This is a genomic window from Asaia sp. VD9, assembly GCF_037150015.1.
Taxonomy (GTDB): Bacteria; Pseudomonadota; Alphaproteobacteria; order Acetobacterales; family Acetobacteraceae; genus Asaia.
Genome location: NZ_JBBCQM010000001.1, coordinates 138,664 through 151,915, shown reverse-complemented (window position 1 = coordinate 151,915; position 13,252 = coordinate 138,664). Strand labels below are relative to the sequence as shown.

Annotated in this window: 13 protein-coding genes; 7 read left to right on the top strand and 6 right to left on the bottom strand. The window is 59.8% G+C overall.

Annotated features, from left to right (window positions below; genetic code table 11):
• Positions 1 to 31: 31 nt before the first annotated feature.
• Together WFJ47_RS00715 and WFJ47_RS00710 are read left to right on the top strand one after the other, a co-directional pair.
• A complete protein-coding gene (locus tag WFJ47_RS00715; protein WP_336760185.1) occupies positions 32 to 2,125 on the top strand; it encodes a lysylphosphatidylglycerol synthase domain-containing protein in 2,094 nt (697 codons plus the stop codon).
• Positions 2,125 to 2,847 (top strand): MarC family protein, encoded by a 723-nt coding sequence (locus WFJ47_RS00710; protein ID WP_127101190.1) that lies wholly within the window; start codon positions 2,125 to 2,127, stop codon positions 2,845 to 2,847. The genes WFJ47_RS00715 and WFJ47_RS00710 overlap by 1 nt, the downstream gene beginning before the upstream one ends.
• Here the strand turns inward: WFJ47_RS00710 and WFJ47_RS00705 are convergent.
• A complete protein-coding gene (locus tag WFJ47_RS00705; protein WP_336760184.1) occupies positions 2,839 to 3,507 on the bottom strand; it encodes a uracil-DNA glycosylase family protein in 669 nt (222 codons plus the stop codon). The genes WFJ47_RS00710 and WFJ47_RS00705 overlap by 9 nt on opposite strands.
• Positions 3,501 to 4,064: an RNA 2',3'-cyclic phosphodiesterase gene (gene thpR / locus WFJ47_RS00700; protein ID WP_336760183.1), complete on the bottom strand. Its 564-nt coding sequence runs from the start codon at positions 4,062 to 4,064 to the stop codon at positions 3,501 to 3,503. The genes WFJ47_RS00705 and thpR overlap by 7 nt, the downstream gene beginning before the upstream one ends.
• A gap of 317 nt (positions 4,065 to 4,381) precedes the next feature.
• Between thpR and WFJ47_RS00695 the strand changes: the two genes are divergently transcribed.
• Positions 4,382 to 5,164 (top strand): Bax inhibitor-1/YccA family protein, encoded by a 783-nt coding sequence (locus WFJ47_RS00695; RefSeq protein WP_336760182.1) that lies wholly within the window; start codon positions 4,382 to 4,384, stop codon positions 5,162 to 5,164.
• Positions 5,165 to 5,622: 458 nt separating this feature from the next.
• On the opposite strand, the gene WFJ47_RS00690 is transcribed toward WFJ47_RS00695, so the two are convergent.
• Positions 5,623 to 5,757: a hypothetical protein gene (locus WFJ47_RS00690; protein ID WP_255424151.1), complete on the bottom strand. Its 135-nt coding sequence runs from the start codon at positions 5,755 to 5,757 to the stop codon at positions 5,623 to 5,625.
• On the opposite strand from WFJ47_RS00690, the gene cyoA reads away from it, so the two are divergent.
• Genes cyoA through cyoD form a run of 4 tightly spaced genes read left to right on the top strand, consistent with a single transcriptional unit; the run spans position 5,757 to position 9,636 of the window.
• Complete coding sequence (gene cyoA / locus WFJ47_RS00685) at positions 5,757 to 6,686, top strand: ubiquinol oxidase subunit II (protein WP_127101182.1); 930 nt, start codon at positions 5,757 to 5,759, stop codon at positions 6,684 to 6,686. The two genes, WFJ47_RS00690 and cyoA, sit on opposite strands and share 1 nt — an antisense overlap.
• 6 nt (positions 6,687 to 6,692) lie before the next feature.
• Positions 6,693 to 8,681: a cytochrome o ubiquinol oxidase subunit I gene (cyoB, locus tag WFJ47_RS00680; protein WP_127101180.1), complete on the top strand. Its 1,989-nt coding sequence runs from the start codon at positions 6,693 to 6,695 to the stop codon at positions 8,679 to 8,681.
• Positions 8,682 to 8,683: 2 nt separating this feature from the next.
• On the top strand, positions 8,684 to 9,301 hold the full coding sequence (cyoC, locus tag WFJ47_RS00675; protein ID WP_336760180.1) for a cytochrome o ubiquinol oxidase subunit III: 618 nt from the start codon (positions 8,684 to 8,686) through the stop codon (positions 9,299 to 9,301).
• The gene (gene cyoD / locus WFJ47_RS00670; RefSeq protein WP_127101176.1) at positions 9,301 to 9,636 is read left to right on the top strand and encodes a cytochrome o ubiquinol oxidase subunit IV; all 336 of its coding nucleotides are present in this window, start codon (positions 9,301 to 9,303) and stop codon (positions 9,634 to 9,636) included. Before cyoC ends, cyoD begins: the two co-directional genes overlap by 1 nt.
• A gap of 232 nt (positions 9,637 to 9,868) precedes the next feature.
• Here the strand turns inward: cyoD and fdxA are convergent, their stop codons facing one another.
• The 3 genes from fdxA to WFJ47_RS00655 all read right to left on the bottom strand — a co-directional run bounded on the left by fdxA (position 9,869) and on the right by WFJ47_RS00655 (position 13,197).
• Positions 9,869 to 10,201 carry a ferredoxin FdxA gene (gene fdxA, locus WFJ47_RS00665; protein WP_025841814.1) on the bottom strand — a complete coding sequence of 111 codons (333 nt, stop codon included), beginning with the start codon at positions 10,199 to 10,201 and terminating at the stop codon, positions 9,869 to 9,871.
• Positions 10,202 to 10,357: 156 nt separating this feature from the next.
• Entirely contained in the window at positions 10,358 to 10,654 is a 297-nt protein-coding gene (locus WFJ47_RS00660; protein WP_336760174.1) for a S4 domain-containing protein, read from the bottom strand.
• Positions 10,651 to 13,197 carry a helicase-related protein gene (locus tag WFJ47_RS00655; protein ID WP_336760172.1) on the bottom strand — a complete coding sequence of 849 codons (2,547 nt, stop codon included), beginning with the start codon at positions 13,195 to 13,197 and terminating at the stop codon, positions 10,651 to 10,653. The genes WFJ47_RS00660 and WFJ47_RS00655 overlap by 4 nt, the downstream gene beginning before the upstream one ends.
• Positions 13,198 to 13,252: the final 55 nt, after the last annotated feature.

The window sequence follows — 13,252 nt, the reverse complement described above, 5'->3', positions numbered from 1 at the left end:
AGAGACGATCAGCTTCCTTGGTTGAGGGTTCATGACCGTTCAGGAACAGACAAAAAGCAGCTGTGAGGAAAGCGAGCCCCGCTCGGCGAGTGGGTGGCGCCGTCTGGCTTGTCGGCTGCCCGCGCTGCTCGGGCTGATTCTTCTCGTTGCGGCCATCTATGTCATCCAGAAGGAGCTCAAATCGCTCTCTCTGGCTGACATCAGGACAGCATTTCAGTCTATTCCGGCCGAGGCGCTCGCTGCCGGTGTGGGATGCACGGTGCTCTCCTACTTCATCTTGTCCTTCTACGACCGGCTGGCCTGCTATCATATCGGCACAAAGCAGTCCTTTCTGAGGACCGCCTTCGCCGCTTTCTGCTCCTATGTGCTCTCGCATAATCTTGGATGCTCGGCCATTTCGGGTGCTGCGGTACGCTTTCGGCTCTATCGCAACTGGGGCGTCTCACCCGGCGGTATCGCCCAGATCATCGCGTTCTGCTCTACGACCTATCTGCTGGGCGCCATGGCGCTTATCGGCGGCGTGTTCCTGTTCGAGCCGGGTCACATACCGCTGGTCGATCATCTTCCCCACATGGTGCTGCAACTGGCCGGTGCGGTAGCCTGGCTGGGTGTGCTCGCCTATCTGGGCGTCTCCCTGCGGTACCGCCAGATGCGCATCTGGCGGTACACACTTGATGTACCCGGGTTTCGCGTGGCCCTGGCCCAAGTCGTGGTCAGTGCTGCGGACATGGCCATGACGGCCATGATCGCCTACGTGCTGTTGCCTCCCCAGGCGGCGATCGGTTTCCCGGCTTTTCTGGCGATCTATATCGCCTCCTACACGGCAGGCCTCGTGGCCAGCGTGCCAGGCGGTCTGGGGGTGTTTGACGGGGCCATGTTGCTCGCGCTCGGGCCCTATCTGCCGACACCGCAGATTCTCGGCGTCATCCTCACGTTCCGGCTGTTCTATTACATCATCCCGCTTTTCCTCGCGGGTGGCATGTTTGCAGCCCATGAGCTGTTTCTGCGTGGGGATGCCGCCTGGGCGCGCCGTCGCGGTGCGGTGGCGGGGGCTCTGGCCGTACGCCGCCCCAGCCAGGTCGTGCGCGAATCAGAAGCGGATTTTTCGGTCACGGTCGCAACGGGGGTGGTTGCCGGGACCGGCATTCTGCTCGTGTTCTATGCGGTGGCGGTACCAGCGCCCCTGGTCGGCAGCGCCTTTACCCATCTCATGCTTCAGGCAGCTGAATTTCTGCTCTGCCTGACGGGGGTGATGTTGGTGGGTGTGGCGGCAGGGCTGGCGCAGCGCGTTACGGCCGCATGGCGTGCCGCACTGACCCTGCTCGGTCTGGCTATCCCGCTTGTGATTCTGCGTCAGGGTCCGCTCGGCATCCCGCTCTGTCTGATGATGGTGATGTTCCTGATCGCGCCATTTCGGTCCTGCTATTACCGCAAGGCAAAGCTGTTTGCTGAGCCGCTCAGCCCGACTCTTATGGCGCCTGTAACTCTCTGGGTCGTCAGTCTCGCCAGTGTGGGACTGTTTGCGCTGCGACACCACCTTGGCCATTCCTGGTGGCGTTCGCTCATTTATGATGCGCATACGTCTGTTGTACGCTGGGCGCTGGGTGTTTCTGCTGTTTTCGGTATTGTTGCGGTCATCCAGATGTTGAGGCGCAGCCATGTACTGGTGCGCCCGTGGAACAGTGAGAGTGAGGTCTTGTATAAAAACCTTGCTCATGCTCTTGAGGAGCTGGGTCCTAGGCGTCCGAGCGGGCTTATACTGAACGACAACGGACTGGCAGGCATTCCGTTTCTGCGAACGGGTCAATTTATTATTGGAGTTGGGGATCCGGCGGGCGCGGAGGCCGAATGCATTGCCGCGATCTGGCGTCTGCGCGATCTTGCCGTGGAGGAAGGGCGCCATCCTGTCTTTATCAAGGTGGGCCAGGCTCTGCTTGGGGTCTATCATGACATCGGCATGACCGTGTGTCCCAATGGCCCGGGGGAGAGTGGAGTGCTGTGCTGCCTTGCCCAGGATCTGCAGGCCGTGCGGGCAGTTCTGGACGGCGAGCATCGGCGCTTGCGTCGCTTGCTGCATTCGCGGAATTTTCTGTCCGTCAAGGCGCGTCACGACAGGGCAGGGTAATGCATCTGCCGCATGTGCTGACGCAGCCTGTCAATTTCAGTGATGTCACCGCAATCTGGCTCATGGCGTATTCGGCGCTGTTTTCCATCGTCAATCCGCTCGGGGCCTCCCTCATCTTCGCTCAGACGACGCTGGGTCGGCCACGTCCTCAGGTCGTAAAGCTTGCCCGTACGGTCGGGTTCTATTCCTTTATCATCCTCATGGTTTCGGTCTGGCTCGGTGGCTGGATCCTGAGTTTTTTCCGTATCACTATCGACGCCCTGCGCGTGTCCGGCGGGCTCGTAGTGGCTTCCCGCGCTTGGACGCTGCTCCTTGCACCAGAGGAGAGCGAAGCGCGCAAGGAACGGCAGGTCTTCGATCACGATACGGCCAACCAGGATAATGATCTGGGCGACCGCGCATTTTTTCCACTGGCCATGCCCTTCACTGTCGGACCAGGGAGCATCGCCGTGGCGATTGCTCTCAGCTCGGGGCGTACATTGGGCGCATCTTCAGCAAGCTATATCATCGGCCTGTCGCTGGCAGTCCTTGCCATCGCCCTGACGGTGGTCGTGCTGTACAGCTATGCCGAGCGGATCGTCAGTTCGCTTGGGCGCACCGGGGCGCGCATCGTCAGTCGGCTGGCTGCTCTGATCCTCCTTTGCATCGGCATTCAGATCCTGTTCGCGGGGCTGGAGGGTTTTGTCGTGTCCACGCTGAAGCACGTACGCGCGCTAGGCTGAGCCATTCCGTTCTTGTGCCATTGAGACAGGATGAGTCCCGGAGGGTGGGTTATCGTCCGATAGCGCTTTTTGTATGGCCTCGCGCAAGGCAGGGATGACCTCGGCCTTAAACCAGGGCGCGCGCTTTTCCCACACTCCTGTGCGCCATGAGGGGTGTGGGAGTGGGAAGTACCGCGGCAGATAGCGCCTGAATTCCCGGACCCGATCCGTAACGGCGCCGCGACCCAGCGTATAATGCTGGCTGTAGGACCCGACGAGCAGAACCAGGCGCAGTTCGGTCAGACGCGCAAGGACCTGATCGCGCCAGGCCGGCGCACATTCAGCTCTGGGTGGTTTGTCGCCCCCATTGGGGAGGCGTCCCGGATAGCAAAGCCCCATGGGCAGGATCGCGACCTTGTTCGTATCGTAAAACGCTTCCTCATCCAGGCCCATCCAGTCGCGCAATCTGCGACCGGAAGGGTCGTAGAAGGATTTGCCGCTCTCATGAGCGATGGTCCCGGGTGCCTGGCTCGCGATCAGGATCCGCGAATGCGGCGATACGTGGATAAGCGGTTTGGGGCCAAGGGGAAGATGGGGCGTGCAAAGGCGGCATTGCCGGACACGACCGACCAGATCTGCAAGAGTTTCGCCAGCGCCCCCGGAGGCGTGAGCGTTCACCATGCCTCGTTCCGCGGCAGAGCATGGGCACTGAGCGGATAGTCGGCGCAAGCTTCGTAATGTGGCTCGTCCGCTGTGCGATGGGAGCGGAAGAGAGTGAAATGTTCCACACTCAGGGCTTTTCCGCGCATCAGATTATTTTGCTGCATCCAGCGTATGATATCCGCGCCCGGCTCATCCGGACCTATCCCAAGGGCGATATGCGGAACGAAACGCCTCTTTTCCACACCAACCCCGCAGCGACGCAGGACGCTCTCAACGCGCGACTGAAGGGTGGTCAGGCTGGGGGAGGGGGCGACACCAGCCCAAAGTCTCGTGCGCGCCGTTTGCGGGGTCAATCCCACACCGCAAGGGGTCAGGTCGAACGGCTCGGCCGTGATTCCTGCCAGAGCATGGTCGATCTCTTCCATCATGGGACGTGCGCGTATGTCGCCAATGAAGCGCAGCGTGAGATGGTAGCTCTCCGGGGGATACCAGGTCACACCTGCAAGCGGGCGACGAAGAGAGGAAAGAAGGCGCTTATGTTCGCTTGCAAGATCGAGAGCGGTGAAGAGGCGCATGGAGTGATCCTGCTGCAAAGGGGGTAAGGCCCAAACGGCATGCGTGATGGGCAGGCTTTGGCGTGGCGCTATCTTACCGAGGTTTGCCAGTGGCGACCGCGCCTGGGCCTGACGCTTCGGGCGCGCAATTCGATGGCGTGTGGTGAGGGTTTTGCATTATCATCACAAACCTTAACGCGCGGCTTCGCTCCGGTTTCAGAACGGGTCGCCTCTGTATCTTAGCATGTCGGATGACCTGCCTCACTTGACCGCTATGTTAAAAACGCCACATTGAAACGACAAAAGGCCGGTCCGGCCATATTTCAGGAAAGGGTGTCATGGCTTTCGTTCCAAATCCTCGTTCTAGCAGCCCGTCGCAGAGAGCAGGGGCTGCCAGCTTCGATACGGTCGATGCCGGTCTGCGCGCCTACATGCTCAGCGTGTATAACTGGATGACGGCCGGTCTGGTTGTCACCGGCGTTGTGGCCTTTGCTGTGGCCGAGACTTCGCTGCGCGATCTGTTTTTCCATCATGTGCTGACCCCGGCAGGGATGCAGATACGCCCGACAGGGCTCGGGATGCTGACCATCTTCGCGCCGCTTGCGTTCGTTATGGTCATGTCGTTTGGTGTCAATCGCCTTTCGCGCCAGGCGGCGCAGGGTCTGTTCTGGGCGTTCTGCGCCGTCATGGGGGCGAGCCTTTCGAACATCCTGCTGGTCTATACGCACACCTCGGTGGCGAGCACGTTCTTCGTCACTGCAGCGACTTTCGCCGCTATGTCGCTCTGGGGGTACACCACGAAGCGTGACCTCAGCTCCCTGGGCTCGTTCCTGTTCATGGGTCTGATTGGGCTCGTGATTGCGTTGGTGGTGAATATCTTCCTCCAAAGCGCGATGATGGCGTTCGTTGTCAGTGTGGTCGGTGTCGCGCTGTTCACCGTGCTGACGGCATTCGATACTCAGCGTATACGGGCTACGTACCAATACTACCTAGCCTATGTCGGCCCTGAGGAAATGGGCAAGCGCAGTGTTTATGATGCGCTCTCCCTTTATCTGAACTTCATCAACCTCTTCACCTTTCTGCTCCAGTTCATGGGCGTTCGTAATAACAATAACGGATAATTAGTATCCAGCTTGTCTGTATACTTGGCGGGGCGCATCTCAGATGCGCCCCGTTTTTGTTTATCCGTACTATTTCGGTCTAATTAACTTGTCATTTCTATCTGAACTGAATCTAAAAAATCCGCAATGAATTGAGGCGAAAACGTGCCTCTCTGCCTCAACCTCCTGAAAAACAACGCTTTAGCCTGTGTTCAAATTGTGAACAGACACCGGAAAAGTAAGGATCAGTGCTTGCTTTGCTGGCCAATCGGGCGGAAACAACAGAACAGTGCTGGGCGCCGATGCCCGGTGTGCAGGCATGCGGGATTTCCGATCGGAAATACTCCATGCTGAAGTAAGGCGAGGCAAGGATGACGCATACCAACGCTGAAGGTCGATGTGCCATCAGCATACGTAACGTTATATCTTCATTCGACAAATGCCGGATGCAGGTATCACGTTGCGCAACCGATGCGTCGTCAACTGGAATAGGAGAGATGGATGACATCCCCTGAAGGTGTTGTCGCCATGTTCGACCAAGCCGTGGTCGGGTTGAGCGGCAGCGTAGCGCAGCCAAAGAGCTTGACGGTCGGTTCAACGAGCGGGGCAGACAATGAACAATAGACTTTTGCCGAAGTTGCGGCGGCTCCTGCCGCTAGCGCCGGCACTTCTTCTCTCTGGCTGTACGCTCGATCTGCTCGATCCGCGTGGGCCGGTGGGAATTCAGAACCGAAACGTTATCCTGATCGAACTGGGCGTGATGCTGTGCATCGTGATTCCGGTGATCCTGATGACGCTTTTCTTTGCCTGGAAGTATCGCGAGGGTAATCAGTCGGCCGAGTATCTGCCGAACTGGGATCATTCCACGAAGATTGAGTTCTTCGTCTGGGGTGTTCCGGCGGTCGTGATCGTCATTCTGGGTGCGATTGCGATCTGGACGAGCTATACACTCGACCCGTATCGCCCCCTTCACTCGGCTGAGGCGGCAGGGCGCAAGCCCCTGAATGTCGAGGTTGTGGCGCTCGACTGGAAATGGCTGTTCATCTACCCGGATCAGGGTATCGCAACGGTTAACCAGCTTGCGGTTCCGGTGAACACACCGATCAACTTCCGCATCACGTCTGACTCCGTCATGACGTCATTCTTCATCCCCCGTCTGGGCACGCAGGTCTATGCAATGGCCGGCATGCAGACCCAGCTTCATCTTCTGGCCAGCGCGCCGGGCGATTATCTGGGTGAAGCAGCGCATTACACGGGTCGCGGCTTTTCGGACATGAAGTTCCGTACGCTGGCAATGACTGATGATGACTTCAACCAGTGGGTCGACAAGGTGAAGGGCGCGTCTGACTCGCTCGACTCAGCCGACTACCCGCAGGTTGCTGCTCCCCAGGAAGCGGCACCGGTCAAGTATTTCGCGCATGTTCAGCCTAACCTCTTCGACACGATCGTGGCCAAGTACAATAATGGTACGGTCATCGACAAGTCGACAGGTCAGGTGATGCACATGCAGTCCGCCATGTCCGACATGCAGATGAAGGAATAGGGACACATGCTAGGTAAGTTAACCCTTTCAGCGATACCGTTGGATGTGCCTATTCTTGTTGGCACATTCACCGGTGTCGTTATTGCCGCTCTCGCCGTTCTGGGTGCCATCACCTATTTCGGCAAATGGGGCTATCTGTGGCGTGAATGGCTGACCTCGGTCGACCATAAGCGTCTGGGCATCATGTACATCGTGCTTGCCCTCGTCATGCTGTTCCGCGGCTTCGCCGACGCCATCATGATGCGCAGCCAGCTCGCTCTGGCCTATAATGGCAACCCGGGCTATCTGCCCCCGCACCATTACGACCAGATCTTCTCCGCCCATGGCACGATCATGATCTTCTTCATGGCCATGGCGTTCATGACGGGTCTGCTCAACGTCATCGTGCCGCTGCAGATCGGCGCACGTGACGTGGCCTTTCCGTTCCTGAACTCGCTGAGCTTCTGGATGACCACGATCAGCGCGGTTCTGATCAACGTCTCGCTGTTCATTGGTGAATTCGCTCAGTGCGGCTGGCTGGTTTACCCGCCTCTGTCCGAGCAGCAGTTCAGCCCCGGTGTCGGTGTGGACTATTACATCTGGGCGGTGCAGCTCGCAGGTGTCGGTACCTTGCTCACTGGCGTGAACTTCTTCGTCACCATCGTGAAGATGCGCGCTCCGGGCATGGGCTGGATGCAGCTCCCCGTTTTCACCTGGACGGCTTTCGTCACGGTCGTTCTGATCATGGCGGTCTTCCCGGTCCTGACGGTTACTCTGGCGGAGCTCGCGCTCGACCGTTATCTGGGTATGCACTTCTTCACCAATGATGGCGGCGGCAGCGTTCAGCTGTATCTTTCGCTCATCTGGACGTGGGGTCACCCGGAAGTTTACATTCTGGTTCTGCCGGCCTTCGGCGTGTTCTCGGAAATCACCCAGACATTCTCGCGCAAGCCCCTCTTCGGCTATCGCGTGATGGTTTACGCCACGCTTGCGATCGGCGTTCTGTCCTTCATCGTCTGGGCTCACCACTTCTTCACCATGGGCGCAGGCCCGAACGTCAACGCCTTCTTCGGCGTGGCCACGATGATCATCGCCGTCCCGACGGGCGTGAAGATCTTCAACTGGCTGTTCACCATGTACAAGGGTCGTATTCAGTTCAACGGCATCATGTACTGGGTCATCGGCTTCATGGTCACCTTCTCCATCGGTGGCATGACGGGCGTCATGATGGCGATGCCGGCAGCCGACTTCGTGCTGCATAACTCGCTGTTCCTTGTTGCCCACTTCCACAACGTGATCATTGGTGGCGTTTACTTCGGTTACGTTGCCGGTCTGAACTTCTGGTGGCCGAAGGTTCTCGGCTTCAAGATGAACGAGGCCTGGGGCAAGCGCGCCTTCTGGCTCTGGTTCGTTGGCTTCTATCTTGCATTCGTGCCGCTCTATATCGCGGGCTTCGAAGGCATGACGCGCCGTATGAACCATTACGACAATGCCGACTGGCATGTTCAGATGCTGATCGCAGGCTTCGGCGCTGCCGTCATCGCTCTGGGTGTCGTCTGCCAGCTGATGCAGATCTACGTGTCTATCCGCGACCGCAACCTGCCGGAAAGCCGTGATTTCACGGGCGATCCGTGGAATGCGCGTACGCTGGAATGGTCGATGTCCTCGCCTCCGCCGGCTTATAACTTCGCCGTCCTTCCTGACATTCACGGTATCGATACGTTCCATACCGAGAAGCAGATGGGCCGTCGCAGCTATGAAGGTAAGGTGCTCGCACCGATCCATATGCCGAAGAACACGGCTGCCGGTTTCTTCGTCGGTGCCTTCAGCTTCGTGCTCGGCTTCGCGGCGATCTGGTACATCTGGTGGCTCGCAGCGCTCGCCCTTATCGGCGTGTTCGCAACGGTCATCCTGCGCAGCTTCAACAATGATGTGGACTACTATGTCCCGGTCAGCGAAATCGAACGCGACCAGGAAAACTATGTCCGCTCGCTGACAGCACAGGCGGCAGAATAACAATGGCAAATATCTCAGCAACGCCGCACGGCACCGCACACGGCATCGACGACCACGAACACCACCACACGAATAACGTGTTCGGTTTCTGGGTCTATCTGATGACGGACTGCCTCCTTTTCGGAACGCTGTTCGCCACCTTCGCTGTCATGCGCACCCAGTTCGCCGGTGGCCCGACGGGCAAGGAGCTGTTTGATCTGAACGGGGTGGGGCTGGAAACGGCCCTCCTTCTGCTCAGCTCGATCACCTTCGGTTTCGGCATGCTTTCGGCCTATGCCCGCAAGCAGGGCGCCATGCTCGCATGGCTCGCCGTCACCTTCCTGCTCGGCCTGGGCTTCCTCGTCCTCGAGGTCAAGGAATTCGCTCACCTCATCCATGAAGGTGCCGGTCCGGATCGCTCAGCGTTCCTTTCCGCCTTCTTCACGCTGGTGGCGACACACGGGCTTCACGTTACCTGTGGTCTGGTCTGGATCGCCGTTCTGATGGTCCAGAGCTTCAGCTCGCAGGTGTTCAGCACACGCTACATGGACAAACTCCAGTGCCTGAGCCTCTTCTGGCACTTCCTGGACATCGTCTGGATCTGCGTGTTCACCTTCGTTTATCTGTTGAGTGTGATCTGATGAGCCAAGCATCGACCCATCAACACGAAGGCGAGTCTCACGGCAGCTTCGCCTCGTACATCATCGGCTTCGTGATTGCGGCCATCCTGACGGTAGCGGCGTTCGCTATCGTCGAGATGCACCTCATGTCCCCCGGCATGACCTTTGGGGTCATCGCTGCGCTGGCAGTGGTTCAGATCTTCGTGCATCTGATCTACTTCCTGCACATGAACAGCAGCTCGAGCCAGTCCTGGAACAACACGGCATTTGCCTTCGCGGTCATCTGCGTGCTCATCATCGTCGGTGGAACAATCTTCATCATTCACGATGTCAGCATGAATATGATGTCGCGCTGACATTTTCCCGTCTGCAGGCGCCCCCCTTAACGGGCCGGGGCCTGCAGCGAAAATGCCGCGTCATGAAAAACGGCCCCGAGGATATCCTCGGGGCCTTTTTCCTTATCTCAAGCGTCTCAGTCACAGAGACCGTCACCGGATGATCCGGTGAAAACACCGCCTTGGGCCGCGCTCCTGCCAGGGCGTTCGGGGCCAATGTCGGCCCAGAACGCGTCGGGCCTCCTCTGCCAGATCAGTCCTTGTGCGGCTCCGGGGACAGCATCGCGTCCTTGCCCGGTTTGTCTTTCCATTCATCAGCATCGGGCATCGAGTCGATCTTGCGCGTGATGTTGGGCCAGACAGCCGCGTATTTGCTGTTGACCTCGAGCCACGGCGTCGCTCGGTCGTCGCTGTCGGGGAAGATCGCCTCGGCAGGGCATTCCGGCTCACAAACGCCGCAATCGATGCACTCATCGGGATTGATCACGAGGAAGTTCTCACCCGCATAGAAGCAATCGACGGGACAGACTTCGACGCAATCCGTATATTTGCAGCGTATGCAGTTTTCGGTGACCACATAGGCCATTGGTGTCTCCGATCTTAGGCTGGGGCCACTCGGCCCGAGATGATCCCGACTGGGGTAAGTCACCCCAGGGGGATTATGCAAAAAGGAATGCCGCAGATAGGCGGAACTTCCTGCTTCTGGCAAGCATATGTTTACTTCGTATAAGGCAAAGCGCGGTCAGGGAGCGCTGTTCTCACTGATGACTTCATAGAGCAGGGCAGCTTGGGTGGCTGACCCGCGGCGCTCGGCCAGATCCAGTACACGCCAGATCCTGATCTCGGGCCAGGGATGTCCGGGCAAACCCAATACATCGCCAATCCGGACGCGGGCATGGGGTTTGTTTGTCACCTGTCGGTTGATCCGCACTGCCCCCTTGGTGATCAGGGCGGCGCAGTCGCTGCGCTGGCGGCAGACACGCGCATGCCACAGCCAGAGGTCTAGGCGCTGGCAATCCTTGTCGTTGTCGGCCGTCAACGCTGTTTCCTCCCCAGATCAAGTGCGGCCAGGGCCGCGAAGGGACTGTCCGGCGATGGACGGTTGGCATGCGCTGCGTGCGACACTTTTCGACGCGGGGCAGCATGATGACGGTTTTTGACTGGCCCGAGCAGCAGGGCCGGCGCTTCGGGACCAAACTGATCCGGCGCGAGTGTCAGGGGCGCGTGCACACGGATAGTGAGCGCCTTGAGGGTTTCCATCAGGGTTTTGGGCGGCAGGCCGTAGCGGGCGGCCAGGCCCTCCGGCAAGGGGCAGGGGCCATGGCGTGTCGCCCGATGAAGCTCACCGAGAAGCTTCTCGACACGGTCTAAACGCAGCCACACCCGGCAGGCATGTACCCAGCCCAGAGTTGCCAGGGGCGCAATGGCGGGGGCGTCGAACGTGACCTGGCGGGCATCGAAGGAGGGGAGCGCATGACCATGCCACAGGCTGAGCAGGATCGCCCTGAGCGTCATGGGTGCGGGCTTGAGCAATGCGGGCATAAAGACACCGTACGGGGTGAACAGAATGCCGAGCCGGCGAAAATGGGCGATGGCCTGTCCCCCATGGCTCGCTGGCTCCAGAGGAAGGAGAGGCGCGACACCGCCATATTCCATGAGACGATGGGTAAGCCCCCGCAGGGCCGGGTTGGGCTGACGTAGGGCCGCCAGGGCATAGAGCGGCGCGAGGGAAGCACGCAGATGGGCCCTGACAAAATCCTGCAGGCGCTCCTGAACGAGGTCGCGCTGCTTCGTATCCGCAAATTCCCCCCCGAGAATCTGGATGGCGGGTGAGAGGAGCGCCGTGCCGCGCACCAGTCGGGCGATCACGACATTCTCCCACGAAAGCCGACCCGTTGCGGGATCGAGCGAGAAAGCCTCGTCCGACGCGGTAACGAGGGCCTGAACGCGTCGTGGGATCTCGTGCAGCAATGCGCGGCGACCTGCGCGCATCATGAGTTTCTTCTCCGGCAGGGCCTCCTCGCGGTCGGGCATGAGGGTGAAACCCTCGATCCGCCCCACTGCGTGTCCTTCCACGATCACCTGGCCTTCGCGCGTGACGGCCGAAAGCAGATCCCGGGCCCCCTCGCTATCGAGGCGGCGCAAGAGCGAGGTGGCCCGTCTGTCGACAAAGCGCGCGGTCAGCCGCTCATGCAGGGCATCGGAAAGCAGGTCCTCGACTTCCCGCGTCCGATCCTGCCAGTGCTGCGCGCGATCGCTCCATTCGCTCCTTGCGGCCACATAGGCGCAGATCCGAATCCCTGTCAGTCGATGCATGAGCGTGTCGATATCGCCCTCAAGCCGGGAAAAACCGGCTATATGAGAGTCGAACCACGACGCGGGAATACCGCCATCCTGGAGCAGGTGAAGGAACAGGCGGTGGCAAAGCCGGACATGCGAGTCATCGCCCAGCTTGCGGAAATCCGGGATCTGGCAGACCTCCCAGAGGAGCTGTGTCGCCTTGCGCCCACGCGCCGCGTCGCGGATGTCGCCCTCGCCGGCGAGGCTCTCCAGCGTGAGCACGTCGGAAGCTGGTCTCCCGGCCACGAGTCCACGTCGCGGGGGGGGCGCGTTCAGGCTGTCGAGCAGGGCATAAGGTGTAGCGAAGTCCAGGTCTGCATTACGCCAGCTCACGCGCTCGATCGGGTCGAAACGATGGGCCTCGATGGCATCCACAAGCGCCTCTGACATAGGACGTGCCTCGCCAGTGGTACCGAACGTGCCGTCCTTCATGCCACGCCCGGCGCGCCCGGCGATCTGGGCGCATTCCTGCGCCGTCAGGGGGCGCAGGGAGGCCCCGTCAAATTTGGTCAGTGAGGCGAGCGCCACATGGTTCACATCCATGTTGAGCCCCATGCCGATTGCATCGGTGGCGACCAGGTAATCGACATCCTTGTTCTGGTAAAGCTCGACCTGCGCGTTCCGCGTTCGTGGAGAGAGCTGTCCCATGATCAGGGCACAGCCGCCCCGCCTTCGCCGTATGATCTCGGCGATCGCGTAGACCTCAGCCGCCGAGAACGCCACGATGGCCGAGCGGGCGGGAAGCCGCGAAAGCTTGGTGTGGCCTGTGTGGATGAGGCTCGACAGGCGGGGGCGCGTATCGATTTCAATTCCCGGGACCAGCCGCTGCAGAAGGGGACGTATGGTTTCCGCCCCGAGGAACAGGGTTTCGACATTACCACGCGCATTCAGAAGCCTGTCCGTGAACACATGGCCACGATCGGGATCGCTGCTGAGCTGGATCTCGTCCACGGCCACGAATTCGACCTTGCGGGTCAGGGGCATAGCCTCAGTCGTGCAGGAGAACCATTTCGCGTCGGGAGGAACGATCTTTTCCTCCCCTGTGATCAGCGCAACTTGGCGTGCCCCTTTGAGCCTGACCATGCGCTCGTAGTTTTCGCGCGCCAGCAGGCGCAGCGGGAAGCCGATGATTCCCGAGTCATGGGCCAGAAGGCGCTCGAGCGCATAATGGGTCTTGCCGGTATTGGTAGGGCCGAGCACGGCGCGAACCCTGCGTGGCATGACATGGTGCTGCGACTTCATGACATGATGCTTGTGCATGATGGTTGGAATTGCAAGACGAGGCCGTGGCTGTCAC